Source organism: Bradyrhizobium sp. USDA 3315 (assembly GCF_054056795.1).
On record NZ_JBSRYP010000001.1, the window covers coordinates 4,713,334 to 4,731,774 of the forward strand.

General features: G+C 61.1%; 19 protein-coding genes and 1 pseudogene. 13 read left to right on the forward strand and 7 right to left on the reverse strand.

All coding sequences use genetic code 11. From position 1 onward, the window contains the following. Window positions 1-117: 117 nt before the first annotated feature. Window positions 118-1,620 carry an FAD/NAD(P)-binding protein gene (locus tag ACVIYL_RS21710; protein ID WP_456779680.1) on the reverse strand — a complete coding sequence of 501 codons (1,503 nt, stop codon included), beginning with the start codon at window positions 1,618-1,620 and terminating at the stop codon, window positions 118-120. Window positions 1,621-2,127: 507 nt separating this feature from the next. Here ACVIYL_RS21710 and ACVIYL_RS21715 point away from each other — a divergent pair. The 5 genes from ACVIYL_RS21715 to ACVIYL_RS21735 all read left to right on the forward strand — a co-directional run bounded on the left by ACVIYL_RS21715 (window position 2,128) and on the right by ACVIYL_RS21735 (window position 6,108). After that, entirely contained in the window at window positions 2,128-2,340 is a 213-nt protein-coding gene (locus tag ACVIYL_RS21715) for a hypothetical protein (RefSeq protein WP_456779681.1), read from the forward strand. Window positions 2,341-2,856: 516 nt separating this feature from the next. Then, on the forward strand, window positions 2,857-3,150 hold the full coding sequence (locus tag ACVIYL_RS21720; protein WP_456779682.1) for a gamma-butyrobetaine hydroxylase-like domain-containing protein: 294 nt from the start codon (window positions 2,857-2,859) through the stop codon (window positions 3,148-3,150). A 9-nt stretch (window positions 3,151-3,159) separates the two neighbouring features. Continuing rightward, a complete protein-coding gene (locus ACVIYL_RS21725) occupies window positions 3,160-4,896 on the forward strand; it encodes a fumarate reductase/succinate dehydrogenase flavoprotein subunit (RefSeq protein WP_456779683.1) in 1,737 nt (578 codons plus the stop codon). Between the two features lie 14 nt (window positions 4,897-4,910). Further along, window positions 4,911-5,144 (forward strand): 4Fe-4S dicluster domain-containing protein, encoded by a 234-nt coding sequence (locus ACVIYL_RS21730; protein WP_370987106.1) that lies wholly within the window; start codon window positions 4,911-4,913, stop codon window positions 5,142-5,144. A 1-nt stretch (window position 5,145) separates the two neighbouring features. Further along, window positions 5,146-6,108 carry a HEAT repeat domain-containing protein gene (locus ACVIYL_RS21735; protein WP_456779684.1) on the forward strand — a complete coding sequence of 321 codons (963 nt, stop codon included), beginning with the start codon at window positions 5,146-5,148 and terminating at the stop codon, window positions 6,106-6,108. On the opposite strand, the gene ACVIYL_RS21740 is transcribed toward ACVIYL_RS21735, so the two are convergent. Then, window positions 6,105-6,680, reverse strand: coding sequence for a Crp/Fnr family transcriptional regulator (locus ACVIYL_RS21740; RefSeq protein ID WP_456779685.1), 576 nt, complete (start codon window positions 6,678-6,680; stop codon window positions 6,105-6,107). The genes ACVIYL_RS21735 and ACVIYL_RS21740 overlap by 4 nt on opposite strands. A gap of 1 nt (window position 6,681) precedes the next feature. After that, on the reverse strand, window positions 6,682-6,945 hold the full coding sequence (locus ACVIYL_RS21745) for a hypothetical protein (RefSeq protein ID WP_456779686.1): 264 nt from the start codon (window positions 6,943-6,945) through the stop codon (window positions 6,682-6,684). A 345-nt stretch (window positions 6,946-7,290) separates the two neighbouring features. Here ACVIYL_RS21745 and ACVIYL_RS21750 point away from each other — a divergent pair, with 345 nt between their 5' ends. The 3 genes from ACVIYL_RS21750 to ACVIYL_RS21760 are packed head-to-tail and all read left to right on the forward strand — an operon-like array spanning window position 7,291 to window position 10,331. Then, window positions 7,291-8,688 (forward strand): ABC transporter substrate-binding protein, encoded by a 1,398-nt coding sequence (locus tag ACVIYL_RS21750; RefSeq protein WP_456781863.1) that lies wholly within the window; start codon window positions 7,291-7,293, stop codon window positions 8,686-8,688. A 3-nt stretch (window positions 8,689-8,691) separates the two neighbouring features. After that, a complete protein-coding gene (locus ACVIYL_RS21755; protein WP_456779687.1) occupies window positions 8,692-9,495 on the forward strand; it encodes an ABC transporter permease in 804 nt (267 codons plus the stop codon). After that, entirely contained in the window at window positions 9,492-10,331 is an 840-nt protein-coding gene (locus ACVIYL_RS21760) for an ABC transporter ATP-binding protein (protein ID WP_456779688.1), read from the forward strand. The genes ACVIYL_RS21755 and ACVIYL_RS21760 overlap by 4 nt, the downstream gene beginning before the upstream one ends. 207 nt (window positions 10,332-10,538) lie before the next feature. On the opposite strand, the gene ACVIYL_RS21765 is transcribed toward ACVIYL_RS21760, so the two are convergent. The 4 genes and pseudogenes from ACVIYL_RS21765 to ACVIYL_RS21780 all read right to left on the reverse strand — a co-directional run bounded on the left by ACVIYL_RS21765 (window position 10,539) and on the right by ACVIYL_RS21780 (window position 15,932). Next, window positions 10,539-11,621 carry an amino acid ABC transporter permease gene (locus ACVIYL_RS21765; protein ID WP_456779689.1) on the reverse strand — a complete coding sequence of 361 codons (1,083 nt, stop codon included), beginning with the start codon at window positions 11,619-11,621 and terminating at the stop codon, window positions 10,539-10,541. After that, window positions 11,618-12,811 carry an amino acid ABC transporter permease gene (locus tag ACVIYL_RS21770; RefSeq protein ID WP_456779690.1) on the reverse strand — a complete coding sequence of 398 codons (1,194 nt, stop codon included), beginning with the start codon at window positions 12,809-12,811 and terminating at the stop codon, window positions 11,618-11,620. Before ACVIYL_RS21770 ends, ACVIYL_RS21765 begins: the two co-directional genes overlap by 4 nt. A 12-nt stretch (window positions 12,812-12,823) precedes the next feature. Beyond that, window positions 12,824-13,846, reverse strand: coding sequence for an amino acid ABC transporter substrate-binding protein (locus ACVIYL_RS21775; RefSeq protein ID WP_456779691.1), 1,023 nt, complete (start codon window positions 13,844-13,846; stop codon window positions 12,824-12,826). 928 nt (window positions 13,847-14,774) lie between these two features. Beyond that, window positions 14,775-15,932, reverse strand: a pseudogene (locus ACVIYL_RS21780) (YihY/virulence factor BrkB family protein). A 595-nt stretch (window positions 15,933-16,527) separates the two neighbouring features. Between ACVIYL_RS21780 and ACVIYL_RS21785 the strand changes: the two are divergent. The 5 genes from ACVIYL_RS21785 to ACVIYL_RS21805 all read left to right on the forward strand — a co-directional run bounded on the left by ACVIYL_RS21785 (window position 16,528) and on the right by ACVIYL_RS21805 (window position 18,269). Then, window positions 16,528-16,773 (forward strand): PilZ domain-containing protein, encoded by a 246-nt coding sequence (locus ACVIYL_RS21785; protein ID WP_456779692.1) that lies wholly within the window; start codon window positions 16,528-16,530, stop codon window positions 16,771-16,773. A 230-nt stretch (window positions 16,774-17,003) separates the two neighbouring features. Continuing rightward, window positions 17,004-17,135, forward strand: coding sequence for a hypothetical protein (locus tag ACVIYL_RS21790; RefSeq protein ID WP_456779693.1), 132 nt, complete (start codon window positions 17,004-17,006; stop codon window positions 17,133-17,135). A gap of 106 nt (window positions 17,136-17,241) precedes the next feature. Beyond that, window positions 17,242-17,382, forward strand: coding sequence for a hypothetical protein (locus tag ACVIYL_RS21795; RefSeq protein WP_456779694.1), 141 nt, complete (start codon window positions 17,242-17,244; stop codon window positions 17,380-17,382). A 29-nt stretch (window positions 17,383-17,411) separates the two neighbouring features. Further along, window positions 17,412-17,774, forward strand: a complete 363-nt coding sequence (locus ACVIYL_RS21800; protein WP_456779695.1) for a hypothetical protein — start codon at window positions 17,412-17,414, stop codon at window positions 17,772-17,774. Window positions 17,775-17,807: 33 nt separating this feature from the next. Then, on the forward strand, window positions 17,808-18,269 hold the full coding sequence (locus tag ACVIYL_RS21805) for a hypothetical protein (protein WP_456779696.1): 462 nt from the start codon (window positions 17,808-17,810) through the stop codon (window positions 18,267-18,269). Window positions 18,270-18,441: the final 172 nt, after the last annotated feature.

The following is an 18,441-nucleotide window of genomic DNA, read 5'->3' on the forward strand; positions in this document are numbered from 1 at the left end:
CTGATCCTGGTTCGTCGAGATAACTGTGATGTTAAGTTGAGCATCTGCTCAAAGAAGCGGGTTTGGTGAAGAGAGGATTGGCCGCTGAGGACCCTCATCGACGTTCGTTAGTTCACCCTAGGTCAAGCAGTTCATCCAGGAGACGCTGCCAGCGTTCATTCGCGCGGGTTCAGCAGCTAATCCTTCGAGCGCCGTTGCTGGCATCGTCCCTGACGGTAAGGACGCGTTACCACTCAGCGGCGGCAATTCAGGCAGGTCGACGATTGGATCGCAAATGGCCGCGAGTCGTGGGGCAAGCTCAGCACACTGGTTGCGGATGTCTGGAATCGCGACGATTTCCCAGAAGGCGGCGCGGGTCAGTGGGCCCACCGCGAACAGCCGCCGTGAAGCAATGCCGCTCCGGCCGATCACAGCGCAATCATCCGCGATGTCGATTCCGATCTGCAGGGCATCCGCGCGTGCCAGGCCCTGCTCGAACAGGCGCTGGATCACAGGATTGTTGGTTGCCTGCGGGTCCTTCACAATCCCCGTGCAATCGACGATCAAGCCGACCTGCAGGCTGACGGTATCCCGTTGGCCTCGCCGGCGATAGCGAACCAGCGCGCCGGCTGCATTCGGCTCGATGTCGGTAACCTTCGCAGCCACCACGGAGAGACGCCCCGAAGCGAGCGCAGGAGTGAGGCGCATCTCGACCTCAGGCGCCGTACGATGGCGGTGGATGTCCCACCAGGCCCGCGCGTGCTCGAGAAAGCGGCGCCTGGAGGCGAGCGGCAGATCGTGCCAGAGCCGTTGCGTATGGGGTCTGACGGCATCGATCACGCTGCGCCAATCGCCCCCCGCGGCCATCTGCGCATTGATGCGGTCACGGAGCCATCTTAGCAGCTGGCTGGCGCTCGCCCCGAAGGGGACGTCGTTTTCATCGAGTCGCGCAGGATCGGTGCGGCGATGAGCTCTGGCCAACAGGCCGCGTCGCGACATTGCGACAATCTGGCCCCGATGACCGCCTCGTAGCAGCGACAATACGTAGTCGACCATCGTGAGCCCCGTGCCGAGGATCAGCACCGTTGCATCCCGGTCGGCGGATGTGGACGGTGGCGCCCAGGGATCGGCATCGCAGGGGAACCTGGCCACTGGGCTCTCATTTCCGGTGGCGAGGACGGCGATATCGCCGGTATGGGATGGACCGTTGTCAAGCATCACGGTGACGCCAACAGCGCCTTCGATGACGTCCACGCATTGGCCATGCACAACGGTCAGGCGAGGGGCTCCACTTTCGGACGACGTGAAGGGTGTGATTAGGCTTGCCAGATAATCGCCATAGGCTCGCCGCGGGACGAAACAATACGGATCAGGACACTGGGGCCCCTCTGCGCGGTTCGAAAGCCAACGCCAGAAATGCTCAGGGTCATCCGGCAACGCACTCATGTTGGCGACGCGAACATTCAGGACATGTTCGGGATTGCTGGTGTGATAGGCTGGACCACGGCCGATCTCGATCCCTCGCTCGATCAGCGTGACGCGAAATCCGAACTCCGGGTTTTGCAGAAGCTGATAGGCGAGCAAGACGCCGCTCGCGCCGCCGCCGATAATGATCGCATGCCTGGTCGCAAAATTGCTCATGAAAGGACCGCCCCGGGTTGCCAATGAGATTAATGCAACGACGCTCGTCTCGTTCCCGATCCTGGCGCGCAAACTGGGCTGGCAATTTGAGAAGATTATTTTTCTTCGAACGAGCGGGGCGGGAGTTCAGGAGTAGCAGGAACCGGCATCTAAACCGAACGTCGTCGCTGTCGATGTCGAGGTGCTGTGCTGTGACGTTCCGACGCGGTTGGCGGCATTCCATCTTTTATCGCATGAGGAGAAGCACAAGCGCGTCGTAACGACAAATATGAACGGCCATTTCATTGACGGCTAAGCTGAAGTGTCGGATGTTTTTAACGCAGAGATCGCTCTGCTAAAGGTTATCGGCATGAGAACGGCTCAAACACCCGCGCCCAGTGATGTGCGCAAGCACAAGGCGCGGCGTTGCGTCTCTGCGGCGACCGGCGCCTGTCGTTGATCTATCTGTAGTCCAATTCAGATCATATCGTAAGACGGGAGCGCCGCAAAGCCGGCGAACGTGCCAGCATGTCCAACGCCTGCATCATCGAAATCGATAGCCACACCGCAGGTATCGTCACAAAAGACAAGCGCAGCTACCACTTCTTTTCTTCCGACCGCATCTTCGACAGCCTCGATGGTCATGAGTTTCGTTCAGCGCGCGATGCGGAGCGCGCGGCACGCGCGCTGTTCATAGCACGGCGTCGTCTCGTTGGAGGTCAATTGTCTAGCCGCGTGTGAGCGTCGGCATCAGGACGTAGCGAAGACGGCAACGTTCTTTAATCGGACGGTTTGCGCAGGTTAGCCGTCCTCTTGCGGGCCGCATGGATATCCAGACCGTCTCCGTGGATGATTGGGAGCACCCGGAGCGCAATACGAACCGGGCCCTGAGCCCGCGCGATCAAGTGCGCCGAGGTCGTCGTTAAGGCCCGCCATGATCAGCGGCCTGCTGAACAAAGCTTCCCATTCAGAGGTCGCCGGGCCCTCTTGGAGGACGACGCGAGTATCGGCGCTCGGCCCGCGGCCTGCACCTGAGTCCCTAAGTGTTCAGCGCCGGCTGTTCGATGGCCTGCCTGCGCGAGGCAAGCAGCGTCGCTTATGACAAGATAGGCGCACGCTCGGCCACTGGCGCGGTCGCAAATTGCTTCGAGCCGGGCCGGTCGCTCCCGCACTGAGGCAACGCGAAAGCAATTTATTGCGGGCGGCGGCCGCCCGGACCAGCGTAGAAGACCGTGACGGCAACAATGCGAGGTGAACGTGCAACCAATCGAGGTCGCGTTACGCGACAATTCAACGACACTGGCATTGACTTGGCCGGACTGCGGAACCCGGCTGCTCGGCGCGGAGATACTACGCCGTGCGAGTCGTGCGGCCAGCGAAATCCGCCGGCAGGTGGACGGCATCGAGCTCACGGTAGCGCCAGGACTTCACGTCGCTGGCATCGAGTCGATCGGGAATTATGCCGTGCGGCTGTCGTTCTCCGACGGGCACGACCGAGGCATCTACCCCTGGGCCTATCTGCGTGAGCTCGCAGAACGGCAGCCCGCCTGAGGCCGCGAGATGGACGAGATCAAAGAGGGACTGATGGAAATTGCCTGCGACGTCCTGGTGATCGGCGGCGGGACGGCCGGGCCGATGGCGGCGTACAAGGCCAAGCGGAAAAATCCCGCGGCGCGCGTCGTCTTACTGGAAAAGGCCAACGTCAAGCGCTCGGGCGCGATTGCGATGGGCATGGACGGCCTCAACAACGCAGTCATTCCCGGCTATGCCACGCCCGAGCAATACACCAAAGAAATCACCATCGCCAACGACGGCATCTGCGACCAGGCGCCCGTCTACAAGTACGCTTCACGCTGCTTCGACATCATTCAGGAGCTCGATCGTTTCGGCATCAAGTTCCAGAAGAACGAGAACGGCGATTTCGACGTCAAGAAGGTGCATCATCTCGGCTCCTACGTGCTGCCGATGCCGAATGGCGACACCGTCAAGAAGGCGCTTTACCGGCAGTTGCGGCGCGAGGAGGTGCTGATCTCCAACCGCTACATGGCAACGCGACTGCTGACGGGGCGTGACGGCGTGATTGCAGGAGCGATCGCGGTCAACACGCGCAGCGCCGAATTCCTCGTGTTGCGCGCAAAGACCGTGATTCTCTGCGCCGGCGCGGCGGGACGGCTGGGCCTGCCGCAGTCCGGCTATCTCTGGGGTACGTACGAGAATGCCACCAATTCAGGCGACGGCTACGCGATGGCCTATCACGCCGGCGCGGGCTTGGCGAACCTCGAATGCTACCAGATCAATCCGCTGATCAAGGATTACAACGGCCCCGCCTGCGCCTACGTGGCCGGTCCGTTCGGGGCCTACACCACCAACAGCGAAGGCAACCGCTTCATCGAATGCGACTATTGGTCCGGACAGATGATGCAGGAGTTCTACAACGAGCTGCAATCCGGCAAGGGGCCGGTGTTCCTGAAGCTCGATCATCTGCATAGCGAGACCATCGGCAAGATCGAGGCCGTGCTGCACAATGTCGAACGGCCGTCGCGCGGGCGTTTTCACGACAATCGCGGCACCAACTACCGCGAGCGCATGATCGAGATGCATATTTCCGAGATCGGGTTCTGCTCAGGCCATAGCGCATCAGGGGTCTATGTCGACGAGTTTGCACGAACTACGGTGCCGGGCCTCTACGCGGCCGGCGATATGGCGAGTGTGCCGCATAACTACATGCTCGGCGCCTTTACCAACGGCGCGGTTGCCGGTGAGCACGCTGCTGAACTCGCGGCCAATATCGATCTTCCCGACTATGACCCAGGCGATGTCGCACAGGAGCGCGACCGTGTGCTGGCGCCTACGAAGCGCAAGGACGGGATTCCGCCGAACCAGCTCGAATACAAGACGCGGCGCTTCGTGAACGACTATCTTCAGCCGCCAAAGGTCACGGCGAAGATGAAGCTCGCCCAGGCGCGCTTCGCCGAAATCCGAGACGATATGGAAAATGCGATGGTGGTACGCGATGCGCACGAGCTGATGCGCTCGCTTGAGGTCGCCTCGATTCTAGATTGCGCCGAGATGGCGGCGTTCGCCTCGCTGTTCCGCACCGAGAGCCGCTGGGGCCTCTACCACCATCGTGTCGACTATCCCGAGAAGAACGACGACGAATGGTTCTACCATACTATACTGCGCAAGCAGGACGGGCGCATGACCGCCGAGAAGCGGGCGGTCGCGCCCTATATCGTCCCGATCGACGAATCCGAGCGTTCGGCTTACGACCGCCAGCGCATTCGACAGCACGCCTAAAATATGGACTCCATATGCCGATTGCTCACACGCCCACAACCGTTCCAGTGGTCATCGATGAGGCCAAATGCATAGCCGATAAGGGCTGCACGGTTTGCGTCGACGTCTGCCCGCTCGACGTGCTCAGGATCAGCGATCTCACCGGCAAAGCCTACATGAAGTATGACGAATGCTGGTACTGCATGCCCTGCGAGGCAGATTGTCCGACCGGCGCCGTGACCGTCAATATTCCCTATCTGTTGCGCTGACATGACCGCATTTGAACCATTCGAGTCCTTCGGCGATCTCGACGAAATCTCGGAACGGCTGCAAAGCTCCGACCCGTCGGTCCGCCGTCTCGCCGTCATTGAGCTCGTGGAGACGTCGGCGGATGAAGCCGTGCCTGTGCTGGCGCAGGCGGCGGGTGACGCCGATGCGGGGGTCAGGCTACAGGTCGCTCGTGCGTTGGGGGACTTTGACGGCGTCGACGTGGCCAAGGCGCTGACTGGCATTCTGGCCGATACCGAGACCGGCGTCGCGCAGGCTGCTGCGGATAGTCTGGCTGAGCTTCGCGACCCGGCGGCCAGCGCGATCCTGCTGCCGCTCGTGACCCATTCGTCCAGCTTCGTGCGGGCCGCGATCCTGCGCGCCGTGAAAGCGCTCCAGGTCAGCGAATCGCTCGGCCCGGCCATTGCCGCACTCGATGACAAGGACCCGGCGGTGCGCACGCAGGCGGTCGGCGTGATCGGCTATCTCAAGCTCACTGAAGCGCTGCCGTCTCTGATCCGTGCGACCAAGGACGGGCATCCTGATGTGAGGCTTACCGCGGTTGATGCGCTGTCATTTGCTCGAAATGAGGCCGCCGCCCAGGCGGCGGCCGATGCGCTCTCGGATCGAGAATGGCAGGTGAGGGCCGTCGCCGCTGAGACGATCGGGAAGATTGGTCAGGCCTCAGTGGCAACGACCCTTACCGGAGCGTTGAACGACCGCTATTGGCAGGTTCGTCAGAAAGTATTGCAAAGCCTGGGCAAGCTCCGGTTCCGGGGAGCAGTGGGTGCCATCATTCCCTTCCTCGATGACGAGCTGCCGTCGCTCCGCAAGGAGGCCGCCGCCGCGCTTGGCGAGATCGGCGATCCCAGCGCCCACGACGCTCTGGCTGCTCGCGCGAGTGACAGTGATCCCGACGTCAGAAAGACCGTGACATGGGCTCTCCAACAGATTGAGGCGAGCTAATCCTTGAACAAGATCTTCTTGAGTTCATCGAGCCGATCGATGCGGATGTTGTTGCCGTCGAGGCTGATGATGTACTTGTTCTGAAAGCGCTTCATCATCATCGTGACCCATTGGCGCGTGGAGCCGACCATGGCAGCGATCTGGTCGTGGGTCACTTTGCGAGCTATCAAAACCGTATTGCCATCTGCAGTTCCGTAGAGTTCAGCTAGATTCAGCAGATATTGTGCCAGCCTCTCGATCACAGAGCGCGTGCCCAGCATCTGCGCCATCGAGGAGTAGCACTTGCCCTTGGCGATCAGCCCATCGATCATGGCCAGTGCGAAAGATGGGATCTGCAGAAGGAGCTTCTGCAATGTGCGGCGGGACAGGGCGATTATCTCGCAGTCCTCAACGGCGACGCCGGACCACATGTGCACTCCGAATCCCGAGATCTCTGGCCCTCCGACGAAATGTCCGGCCGTCCAGTACGCGAGGGTTATCTCCCGCCCGGAAGGGGCAGTGTAGTAGACCCGGACCTGGCCGCGGCTGATGATGAAAATCCCGTCATGGTATTCGCCCTGGCTGAACACCATCTCAGCCCTGCTGAACGAAAACGGCTCGCCCCGCGGCCAGCACCTGTCCTCTTTCGTCGCTCGACAGACGTTCAAGAAAATGCGCGCCCAGGTTAAGGCCATCGATGCTTTCGCTCATGAACAGCGCAGTCTCGGTATCTGTCGGGCGGGTGGCAGATGCCGCGGCAGCGCTCAGCTTCGTGGGCCAGTCAAGCTGAACCGTAGCGCCACGTCGCGCAATCGGGTTTCCAGCCTCGGAGTCCAAAGCGGCCTTGAATGTGGTCATTAGTGTCGGTTCGCCCTGCGGTTCGCGCGTAGCTAAAGCGGACGAAAACACAAAGTCCATATCTTTGATTGTGCTGAAATGCACTTAGCAAACTGATCCGGAAAAAGCGTAGCCGAGGAAATGATTCATCTTTCCATTGCGGCGCAACGAGAAGGAAATTCAACGTGTCCTCACTCCCGTATTGCGACGGAATTGGGACATCGCGAGACAAGCAGCCCCAACGCAAGTAATTGCTTCACCGGCCGCCGCATCGGCTCAAGGGTTCGCTCCCGAGGTGTCGGGGGTAGTCTGCCGGCCGCGCGCAATCGAAAGAGAGAGCCAATGATCTCGTCCAAAATTCAGAGGATGACCGCTGTTGTCGCCGTTGCGACCATTGGCTTAATGGGCATTTCGCGTGCGGAAACCATCAGGGTCGCGGTCGGAACGCAGGATACGACGATCAATTGTGCAACCGGCGGTCTCCTGATCCGCGAGTTGAAGCTCCTCGAACGATTCCTGCCGCACGATGGCAAGTACAAGGACGTCACCTACGACATCCAGTGGAAGAACTTCACCAGTGGCGCGCCGTTGACCAACGAAATGGTCGCGGGCAAACTTGATTTCGGCGCGATGGCAGATTTTCCTGGATCGCTCAACGGCGTGGCCTTCCAGAAGGCCGGCCGCCGCAGCCTGTTCATTAGCGTGCTGTCAGGCAGCACCAAAGGCAGTGGCAATGGCATCGTGGTGCCGGCGAGTTCAACGGCACAGTCGATTGCTGACCTGAAAGGCAAGACAATCTCCGTTCCTTTCGCATCGACGTCCCACGGCATGCTGCTTCGCGCCATCGAAGCCCAGGTGTGGAATCCGGAAACCGACGTCAACATCATCACCCAGGCACCCGAAGTCGCCGGTCCAGCCCTGCAGGCGAACAAGATCGAAGCGCACGCGGATTTCGTCCCGTTTGCAGAGCTGTTCCCGTGGCGCGGTTTCGCGCGCAAGATTTTTGACGGCTCGCAGGCGAATGCGCCGACAATGCATGGTGCTCTCGTCGATGCCGAATATGCGGAAAAGTACCCTGAGATCGTCGTCGCCTATCTCCGCGCCGCGCTTGAGGCCGATCGTCTGATCACGCAAGAGCCGGAGAAATACAGCGAGCTGATCGCTAAGGTCACAGGCATCGAAGCGGAGGTGGTCTATTTGTTTCATGGGCCGCTCGGCCTGCAGACCCGTGACGTGACCTGGAAGCCGGAATACCGGCAGGCGGTGGCAACCTCGATTCTGACGCTAAAGCACCTGAAGCGCGCCGACAGCGATCTTGATATCAGCCAGTTTGTGACCGACAAGTTCATCCGCACCGCACTTGCACAGGCAGGCCGTGATTACGACGCCGAGTTGAAAAACTATGCCCAGCTTCCCCTGAAGGCCAAGGATGCGGCGACCGGAGCTGATATCACCGATTTCAGCCGGGTGGCGCAGATCTGGGTCAAGGACGAGCCTCAGGTGCGCCACTATAGCTCGCCCGAGAATGCCCTGAACGCGCTGGCAGCGCTGGAGAAGGAGGGCAAGGCGGTCCGCGTGGTCTATGCCCAGGACCGCAAGAGCGGCATCAAGCTGTTCGCAAGCCAGGCCTGGTTCGTCCGTGCACCCAAGGGGGAGCTCAGCGCCTTCTTGCTCAAAGACGGTGCCGAGAAGTGGGCGAAAGAGCACAGCGGCCAAGTGGTCGATTACGCTGGCGCGCGCGAAGCCCTCGTCGCGAGTCGGTAACCGATGGCATTCCGGCTCAGCGCGGACGGACGGCAGGCATTGCGCTGGTTTGTGCGCAGCTTCTCGATCGTTGCTTGCATTGCACTTTGGCAGCTTGCCTCGACGCAGCATGTGAACCTTGGCGTCGTGACGTTTCACAACGTGCCGCCGCCGACCGAAGTGGTGCAGTCGGCAGTCTTGCTCGCGAGATCGCCGAAACTTCTAGCGCATGTCACGAGCAGCCTGTGGCGGGTGTTCGCCGGGTATGGGGCGGCGACCGTGATCGGAATAGCCTTCGGCTTTGCGATCGGCCGCTCGCGCGCCGCCGGCGATCTCTTGCTGCCACCGCTTGAACTGCTAAGGCCGATTCCGGCGGTCGCGTGGATACCGCTGTCAATTCTGATCTTCCCATCGTCCGAACTGTCGATGATCTTCATCACCTTCATCGGCGCGCTGTTTCCGATCATCCTGAACACGGTGCACGGCGCCGCCAATATCGACCGCAGGCTGGTTGCGTCCGCACGCAGCCTCGGAGGCCGGCCGGTCGCGATCCTGTGGGAAATCATTCTGCCGGGCGCAGCGCCCAGCATCGTCACAGGGCTTGCCATCGGGATGGGCACCTCCTGGTTCTGCCTTGTTACGGCGGAGATGATCTCAGGCCAGTTCGGGATCGGTTATTACACATGGGAGGCTTATACGCTGCAGAACTACGCCGATATCATCGTCGGCATGCTGGTCATCGGTCTGCTCGGGATGGGTAGCAGCTGGCTGTTGACGACACTGGGACAATATTTGATGCCCTGGCGGCGTGCCGGGGTCACCCGATGAACCTCCGGACGTCGGATGTTGCAGCGCATACGGTGGGACGGATCGACGTCAGCCATCTCTCCATATTTCTTGGAGAAGGCAAGCATGCTTTTGAGGCGGTTTGCGATCTCGACTTCACGATCGCCCCGGCTGAGCTGGTCTGCATTCTCGGTCCGTCCGGCTGCGGCAAATCGACCTTACTCGGCGCGCTGGCAGGGCATTTGGAGGTGACTCGAGGCCAGGTGACGGTGGACGATCAACCGATCCTGGGTCCAAGTCCGGATCGGGGAATCGTATTCCAGCAGCACACGCTGATTCCATGGAAGCAGGTCCGCGACAACGTCGCGTTCGGACCGAAGATGCGCGGCATCGGCAAGGCTGAGCGACATCGAGCCGCGGAGGACATGTTGAGGCTGGTCGGTCTTGAGGGATTCGAGCAGTTCTACCCGGCACAGCTCTCGGGCGGCATGCAGCAGCGAGTGGAGATCGCGCGGGTTCTCATCAACCAGCCGCGGGTTCTGTTGATGGACGAGCCATTCGGTGCGCTGGACGCCCAGACGCGCAGCCTGATGCAGGAAGTGCTGCTCGACATTTGGACCAAGATACCGACGACGACCGTGTTCGTCACTCACGATATCGAGGAAGCCCTGTTCCTGGCCGATCGGGTTATCGTCATGAGCGCAAGACCGGGACGGGTGATCGACGACATTCGCCTGCCATTTGGGCGGCCGCGGCACAGTGAGCTTGTCACCGAGAGCGAGTTTGTGCGTCTCAAGCGACACGTGCTCGAGCTCCTACGGCGCCCGGGCGGCGCCGCGACGCTGCCACGTCTGAGCCCGCTCGGAATGGCTAACTAGCTCTCGTATCCAGCGAATACCCTTCCGGTGAATAGTCCGTCCGAGTTGCAAGAGGTAAGCCGGTCCAGACCGTCCCGGCCGAAACTGACGCTAAACACGAATTCGGCTACGATCAACGTGCCAGCGAAGCCGTCGGCCGATCGTCAATCTGGAGAGGGTCGGCCGGGGTGAGGAAGGAACGGGACTCGTAGCCTGGCTGCGTTGTGCTCAATTTTTACCGACGCGACCAAGACGGCGTTCGAGCCAGAGGCTGTAGCGCGAGCCGCAATAGCCCATCACGAAATAGATCACGGCGACCACCAAAAACGCCTCTTTGTAGAATCCAAGCCAGTTGGGATCGGTCGCCGCCGCCTTGGCGGCGTTAAGAATGTCGACGATGCCGATGACGGCAAGCAAGGAGGTCGCGAGCAGAAAACCGATGGCCTGATTGACCAGTCCTGGGATCACCGTCCGCAACGCCTGCGGCAGGATGACCAGCCGCATCGATCGCCAATAACTCAGTCCGAGCGAGCCCGCGGCCTCCTGCTGGCCAATCGGGACGGCTTGCAGACCGCCGCGTATGACCTCGGCAATATAAGCGGTCCAGAATAGGAAAATCATGATCATCGCGCGCGGTAATTTGTCGGCCGACAGACCAGCTGGCAGCGCCATGGGCAAGATCAGCGTCGCAAAATAAAGGATCGCGACCATCGGCATCGCCCGCATGAACTCGATATAGCCGATCGCGAGCACCCGCAGAACGCGCATCCTGGATCGCCGCGCCAGCGCCAGCAGGATCGCCAACGGCACCGAAACGGCAAAGCAGGCCATCCAGACCAGCAAAGTCACGGGAAGGCCACCCCACTGGTTCGAGGAAATCCGCGCCTCTCCCGGGACACCAGCCATCAAGAGCCAGCACAACAGGATTACAACCGGCCAGCCGACTGCGACTTCGCGCCGCCAGAAGCGCGGCACGGCCGTGACAGCCAGCAAGGAGGCCAGCAAGAGACAGACGACAACCGGACGCCAATCAAGGTCGACCGGATAAAAAGCGAAAGTGATGAAGCGCAGCTTGGCTACGACGAATGCCCAGCACGCGCCGTCATGCGCCAGACAGTCTGCCGAGGTTCCGTGCCAAGTCGCATCAAGTACGAGCCAGCGAAATAGCGATGGCACAACCCTGACGACGATCAGGCCCACGATGACCGTGATGGTCGAATTCAGCCAGCTGCCGAATAAGCCTGTTCGTAGCCTCGTCCGGAGCTGGGGGCGGCGGCTCGGGCGCCTCGGCCGAGCCTCGATTGTCGTCATGCCGACTTCTCTCCGCGCAGCGCGACCCTCGTATTATAGACGCTCATCAACGCCGAAACGGCGAAGTTCAAGGCGAGATAGAGGAGAACGACAATCAGCAGCGCTTCGAAGGCCTGCCCGGTGGTATTGGCGGTCGTGTTGACGATGTTCATGAGATCCGGATAACCAATCGCAACGGCAAGACTAGAGTCTTTGATGAGGTCCAGATAGCTCGAGGTCGCCAATGGCGTGATGACCCGTAGGGCTTGCGGCAGGACCACCAGCCGCATGATCTTGGCATTGTGCAGTCCCAACGCACGCGCCGCGTCCCACTGTTCTTGGCGTACCGACAGGATGCCGGCCCGGACGATCTCCGCGATGATCGCAGAAAATTTCACGGTCAATCCAACCAGGAGCGCTGCAAACTCCGGCGTCAGGCTGAAGCCGCCCCGAATGTTGAAACCGCTGGCTGCCGGCACTTCGAAGCCGATCCGCGTGTCGCCGGCGGCGAGTACTGCGCCGAACACAAATATGCTCATGAGAGATACCGGCAGCGGCGCCAGCAGTCCTGCCTGCTTGTTGCGCCAACCGCGCCATGTCAGCCGGATCCAGGCCCCGGCGATGCCGATCAGAACCAGCATCGCTGCAGGCGAGACGTCTTGTACGACAATCCCCGGCAAATACACACCGCGGTTGGTTAGGAAGACGGCATCAAGCAACGCAATGGCGCGACGCGGCGGGGGCAGGGCCTGTGCAAGAGCGATCCAGAAGAATAGCTGCAACAATAATGGTGTGTTGCGAACGATCTCCACATACCAACGCACGAGCCCAGATAGCGCCAGATTGCCCGAAAGCCGCATCACGCCGAGCGCAACACCAAGGATCGTGGCCAGGCCGCATCCCAGTAACGCGATCTTCGCCGTATTCAATAGGCCGACGGTGATCGCCCGCGCATAGCTGTCGCCGGCATGGAAGGCAATCATACCTTCTCCGATCTCGAAATTGGCCGCGCTTTTCAGGAAGGCGAAGCCCGGCGTCACCCCGGTCCGCGCCATAGTGGTCGCGATGTTGGATCCGAGCACGATCAGGATCGCGAGCACGCCGGCCAAGATCAGAAGCTGCAGCCCTGGCCTCGGACCCAGCCGGTCAAATACTTGCCGGCGACGGGATGGTTTCCTCGCCACGCTCGCTGCGTTCGGCGCGACGGTCATCTGAAACGCATGTCAGCGGAACGGCGGGGAATACAATAGACCACCGTTGGTCCAGAGTTTGTTATAGCCACGCTCCCAGCCGAGTGGCTTGAGATGGCGATCGAAGATCTCGCCATAATTGCCGACCGTCTTGATGACGTTATAGGCCCATTTCGGATCGAGCCTAATCGCCTGCGCAAGTGACGGATCGACGCCGAGGAAACGCTGGATCGACGGATCCTCTGACTTCAAGAAAGTGTCGATGTTCTGCGAGGTGATCCCCCATTCCTCGGCCTGGATCGTCGCATTCACCGTCCAGTTGACGATCTCGAGCCAACGATCGTCACCGCCCGCCACCGCCGGCGCCAGCGGCTCCTTCGACAGCCGTTCCGGCAGCAGGACGTAGTCATTCGGTTTCTTCAGCTGGGTGAGCTTTCCAACCAGATCCGATGAATCCTGCGTGATCGCGTCCACGCGGCCGGACTCTAGGGCCGCGACAAATTGGCTGGTATCTTCGATCGTGACGGGGGTGAATTTGTGCCGGTTCTTGCGGAAGAAATCGGCAATGTTCAACTCGCCCGTCGTGCCGCTCTGAATGCCGATCGTGGCGCCGTCGAGCTCAGATGCCGATGTCACGCCAATGTCTTTGCGGACCAAAATCCCCTGTCCGTCATAGAAGATGGTCGGTCCGAAATGAAAGCCGAGCTTGAACGCGCGCGTGATCGTAACGGTCACGCCGGATAGCAAGATGTCGAATTCGCCGGACTGGAGCGCCGGTAGGCGCTGCTGCGGTGACGAACTCGTGAACTCGACCTTGTTGGCATCACCGAGGACCGCAATCGCCAAAGCGCGTCCGTAATCAATGAAGAACCCTTGCCAGCGGCCACTGTCGTCCGGCGCAAAAAAGCCAGGCGTGGTCCCGACACCGATTTTGATGAGGCCCCTCGATTTGATCCTGTCAAGTGTAGGACCGGCGGACGCGGCCGTCGAGTTGAGCGCTGCCACGCCAATCAGCGCGGCAAAAATCCATCTTGACCAGGTGGTAAGAACAGCCATTCGAATCTCTTAATGATCGTGTCTCTTAATGATCGTGCAGAAAAACAGCGCTGATGAACCCTAGCCGAGTCCCCGCCGCAAGCTCTTTAAGCTCTTTCGGAGCACGACTTGCGGCGGTCAGGCCATCCCTTTCACCCGATGGCAGCCAGCTGAGGTATGCTGATCTGTTGTTACGCCGGGCGCGCTCGGACCTATGCCTATTGATCATGACCGCATAGTGAAAGGCGCATCCCCGTATCGCCTGCGCTCATTGTCGGTTCCCTAGCAAGTCGTTTCGCCAACTGAGTCTCTGATAGGCAGTCGCGATGGTCAATAAAATGGCTATCTCTTTTTCGCGCTCTTCGCAGATCGAGCGTTCTCTTCTCAGCAGTTGCGACAGATAAACGGACACAGCCCCGTTACGAGCGGGGAGGCCAATCGACTCGTGGCCCAAGGCGCAAATGCCGGTGAGATACGAAAAATGCTGCCACGCGGCCAGCCGCCAAAAGAGACAGCTTCCATCCCTGGCCCAGCGTCATGCGGGACGCGCTTAAGCTGGGTCGCGCGAAGCCCGGAACTAACAATGGGCCAGCTAGTTGCAGAAATGGCCATACGTCGTAAACGAGAGAGGGCAATGACGCCGACTGTTGGTGAACTCCTCGCGCAAAAGCAGCGGCTATTGGAGCGGCTGCAAGAGGAGCCCGGTTTGCACGAGCAAGACGAAATTGCGCTCCTACTCGTAAGGATAAATGCCACATTAAACTGGCTCGATGATACGCCGGTCGGGACGAGGTCGAGGCGGCTTAGGTGAGGCTGAAATGGCGCCATGCACATCCGCAGCCCGAGAGCGCACATTCGGTGCGCCGTTTGGTCGCCGCGCTCGAGCCGAGGCCACGGCGTCGGATGACGGCGGCAATGGAAGCATCCTCACCTAGATCGGAAAGAACGATCACCGGGAAGTCGGGCGTGCGCCCACCGTATCCGCCATCCTCGCGCCGCGCGCGCCCATGGGCTTCTCGGCGCCGTCGTCGTGTCGCGCGCGGTCTGGTGCTCCATCTCGGCGTCGAGCTCGGCTCCGAGCAGGATCACGACGGCGGAGATCCAGAGCCAGGTCATGAAGCCGATCGCGGCGCCGAGCGATCCGTACGTCTCGTTGAACTTGCCGAAATTGGCTGCGTACCATGAGAAGAGGGCGGACGCGCCGAGCCACAGGATGGTCGCTACCGCGCTGCCCCATGTGATCCAGCGCCAGCGCGGGGCCTCCCGGCTCGGCCCGAAGCGATAAATAAGCGCGGGCGCCAGCGCGACGGCGACGAACATCGCGGGCCAGAGGGCGATGCGCACCAGAATATCGGCGGCGATCGAAAGGCCGACGAAGTTCAGGACTACCGGGAGGACCACTACCGCGCCGAGCGCAACCAGGACGAAGGCGATGCCGGCAAGCGTGAAGGAGAGGGACGCCGCATTTAGCTTCACGAAGCCGCGCTTCTCCTTCTCGCCGTAGACGATGTTGAGCGTGTCGAACAGCGACTTCATCGCCGCGTTCGCGCTCCCAGAGCGAGATCGCGAGTCCGATCATGAAGGTCAGACCGAGCGTCTGATTGCCCTTGGAGGCGACGCGCGTGAGCTGCTCTCTCGCGACATCAAGGGCGCCGCCGGGAAGGACTCCGGAGACCTGGTCGAGATGCTTCGCGATGCTGGCAGGATCCGAAAAGAGGCCATAGATCGCAACGAGAGCCGCCAGGGCTGGAAAGATCGCGAACAGGCTATAGTAGGTCATACCGGCGGCGAGCGCGAGGACGCGGTGCTCGGAGATGTTAGCGTAGACTCGAAGCAGGATGTCTTTCCATCCCTTGGTCGGAATCTCGGACGGCGATTCGGCCTGCCGGCTTCGATCCTCGCCTTCGATCACCAGGCCGATCGCCGAGGCGTTGCGATCGGCTGGCTCTCTGCGGGGAAAAGCTTCGCCTTCATCGGGCCGGGCTGCGTGCTCTGGCGGTGCCAAGCGGTCCCACAAAAACGCCACCGCAAGAAGTCCCAGCGCTGCGGCCAAGGTCCATGCCACGCCATTCGTGCGCTGGGCACGCGACGTCGGGATGTTTGCCATCGAACTCCCCTCCGCAGGAATCAATCGTCCCGCGGAGAACGAGTTCCTGATTGGGGTCCGGTCGTCTGAGCGGTGGCGGCCCGGACTGAGCCCGTATTGCAGCCGCGGCGGTTCGTTCCGCTGACTTCCGTGCTGGTCGACCAATAAAGTCGGGATCGTGTCCGCCGGTCGAGCGCGTCCTTCGACGTGTTGGGCAGCGAACTGGCGAGCTTGGCCATGTCCACTTAGGCTTTCTCAGATCGACCTGGCGCGACTCCCATTTGCACCATCCGCTCAGCGCCAGAATGGCGACCCAGGCCAATGCCAGGAAACCGCCGCCCCAAAAGGGCAAACGATCCTTGCCGAGTTCGCGGCGGCTACTTGGCATCTGAAATTGTCCTGTCGCGAGCAACACCCGCACACTGGCCTTAACGCGCACTTGCGGTCTAATGAGCGCCCGCCAAAGGATAAGCGCTTCGTCATCACACTACATCGATGGCGACGAACCATGGTGATGGTCCATTAACCAAGGTCCTTTCAATCTTCCGGAGGAGATCGCTCAAGACAGCCATCCCACGCGTTGGCTAAGCGGTCATTATGCCTTGCGAGGTCGACGATGGAAGAGCAGCGAGCGGCACAGCGGCGACGAATGCTGAAAGCGGGCAAGATCTCGTTCGGTGGGGGCGCGATCGATTGCACGGTCCGCAACCTGTCAGAAGCCGGTGCCGCGCTCGACGTGATATCGCCCGTTGGAATCCCGGATCGGTTTACGCTCCTCGTTGATACGGATCGAAGCAAGCTGCCCTGCCGTATCGTTTGGCGGAAAGACAAGCGGATCGGCGTCCGCTTCGAGCCAAGCTAGGATCGGGCCGAAGCCGCCGTCCTCTTACGGCTCGCAAAGTTAACTCTCGACCACGCAGCTCGCGCCAGATTGGGCACGTCAGGTCGGCGACGCCCAGAGGAAACAGCGCGCCAGTAATACCGGCGCCGATGCCTGTCGAGAAGCCCGGCGTCGACGAGCCAGGCGTTGTCGGACAGGGTGTAGAGTGTCGCCCGAAGCGGCAGGATGCTCGAAACTGGCCAGGAAGAGGCTTGCGCTCCCAACTCGAACGGTGGGCGGTGCAATCCGAACGCTCGAACGACTATCCGGAGGTGAAGGCCAAGGTCGCCGCGCTGCCGCCCGCATGGGCTCCGCACGCGCTCGCTGGAATCCTCAGTGAGTGACGAGGTTCGGATTGCGACTTGGATCGAGGCCAGCGGCTCTAACCGTGGGGATATCATGCAGATAATCCGCGAACTGGCGCGGGCCCTAACTCATTGAGGAGGTGCGATGGCGAGCAAGAGACTGAGCTTGGGTACGCTCTTGTTCTTGGGGGACGCCACGCTGATGCTGGTGCCCGCCATCGTGACCGCTACGCTGTATACGGCCGCCCTGCAGCAGCGCGGCGAGCAGTTGCAGGTCGAAAGCTGACGACCCGCGGCGAACTGAGCGCCAACCTGTTGGCGCGCCGCATCTATGGGGTCTGGATGGACGTCTCCCGGCTCGCTGATCTGATCGACCCCACCGACCTCGCGAATGCCCGCGAGCACGTCCAGTTTCTCAGCCGCTTGGATAGCCGCTATTCCTGGCTCGGCATTGCCGATCTTGAGGGCAGGGTGCTGGCGGCCAGAGACGGAATGCTGGAGGGCGCAAGCGTGGCGCAGAGGCCCTGGTTTAGGCGCGGCGTTGACGCCCCGGCGGCCGTCGACGTCCATGAGGCGCAATTGTTGGCGAGCCTATTGCCCGCGTCTCCTGAACCCCTGCGCTTTATTGATTTGGCCGCTCCACTGCGCCACGAAGGATCCGTCGCCGGCGTGATCTGAGCCCATTTGAATTGGAAGTGGGTGGCTGAGGGCATGGCCGCCTTGCAGGCGCCCGGGATCGATGTGCTGCTGCTGTCTCGGGATCGAACGGTGCTGTTCGGTCCGCCTGATCTCATCAACAAGCCGCTCAACATTGGCTCGGCTCTCGCGGCCAGCCGGGTCACCAGCGCGTTCTCGAGCGAGCGCTGGCCCGACGGTAAGGACTATTTCACGGTGATCGTTCCGACCATCGGCTTTGCGGACCTGCCAAGCTTCGGCTGGTCCCTTCTTGTTCGGCAGAATGCCGACGACGCGATGGCGCCCACCCGCGAGTTGATCCGGTCGTTCTGGATCATCCTCGGCGCCGGCGCCATCGCCGCACTGGCGCTGCTGTTCTGTGCTGCCCAATGGATCAGTACGCCGCTGCGCCGGCTCGCGGGCTCAGCCGAGGCCATCTCGATCCCGCCGCGCGCCCGCCATATCAGGAAACCCGATTTGAGGAAGCTGCGAGGCTGAGCGACGCGCTGGTCCGGATACAATCGAAACTGATGGGTATCGTTAACGCTCGGAAATGATCGCGCCGCTTCAGTTCAAACGTAGGCATATGAAGCGCCTCGGTCCCGCGAAACAGGGGATCTCGGTGACATAGGACCCGTTCAGCCGGCAATGGTGCCTTAACTGGCGCGTG

What these genes read in the sequence shown, in the direction of transcription:
- ACVIYL_RS21755 (WP_456779687.1), top strand. Translation starts at nt 8,692, where the DNA reads ATGGCATTCCGGCTCAGCGCGGACGGACGGCAGGCATTGCGCTGGTTT.
- ACVIYL_RS21715 (WP_456779681.1), top strand. Translation starts at nt 2,128, where the DNA reads ATGTCCAACGCCTGCATCATCGAAATCGATAGCCACACCGCAGGTATC.
- ACVIYL_RS21710 (WP_456779680.1), bottom strand. Translation starts at nt 1,620, where the DNA reads ATGAGCAATTTTGCGACCAGGCATGCGATCATTATCGGCGGCGGCGCG.
- ACVIYL_RS21745 (WP_456779686.1), bottom strand. Translation starts at nt 6,945, where the DNA reads ATGACCACATTCAAGGCCGCTTTGGACTCCGAGGCTGGAAACCCGATT.
- ACVIYL_RS21775 (WP_456779691.1), bottom strand. Translation starts at nt 13,846, where the DNA reads ATGGCTGTTCTTACCACCTGGTCAAGATGGATTTTTGCCGCGCTGATT.
- ACVIYL_RS21805 (WP_456779696.1), top strand. Translation starts at nt 17,808, where the DNA reads ATGGCCGCCTTGCAGGCGCCCGGGATCGATGTGCTGCTGCTGTCTCGG.
- ACVIYL_RS21730 (WP_370987106.1), top strand. Translation starts at nt 4,911, where the DNA reads ATGCCGATTGCTCACACGCCCACAACCGTTCCAGTGGTCATCGATGAG.
- ACVIYL_RS21740 (WP_456779685.1), bottom strand. Translation starts at nt 6,680, where the DNA reads ATGGTGTTCAGCCAGGGCGAATACCATGACGGGATTTTCATCATCAGC.
- ACVIYL_RS21795 (WP_456779694.1), top strand. Translation starts at nt 17,242, where the DNA reads ATGGCGAGCAAGAGACTGAGCTTGGGTACGCTCTTGTTCTTGGGGGAC.
- ACVIYL_RS21725 (WP_456779683.1), top strand. Translation starts at nt 3,160, where the DNA reads ATGGACGAGATCAAAGAGGGACTGATGGAAATTGCCTGCGACGTCCTG.
- ACVIYL_RS21735 (WP_456779684.1), top strand. Translation starts at nt 5,146, where the DNA reads ATGACCGCATTTGAACCATTCGAGTCCTTCGGCGATCTCGACGAAATC.
- ACVIYL_RS21765 (WP_456779689.1), bottom strand. Translation starts at nt 11,621, where the DNA reads ATGACGACAATCGAGGCTCGGCCGAGGCGCCCGAGCCGCCGCCCCCAG.
- ACVIYL_RS21760 (WP_456779688.1), top strand. Translation starts at nt 9,492, where the DNA reads ATGAACCTCCGGACGTCGGATGTTGCAGCGCATACGGTGGGACGGATC.
- ACVIYL_RS21750 (WP_456781863.1), top strand. Translation starts at nt 7,291, where the DNA reads ATGACCGCTGTTGTCGCCGTTGCGACCATTGGCTTAATGGGCATTTCG.
- ACVIYL_RS21770 (WP_456779690.1), bottom strand. Translation starts at nt 12,811, where the DNA reads ATGACCGTCGCGCCGAACGCAGCGAGCGTGGCGAGGAAACCATCCCGT.
- ACVIYL_RS21785 (WP_456779692.1), top strand. Translation starts at nt 16,528, where the DNA reads ATGGAAGAGCAGCGAGCGGCACAGCGGCGACGAATGCTGAAAGCGGGC.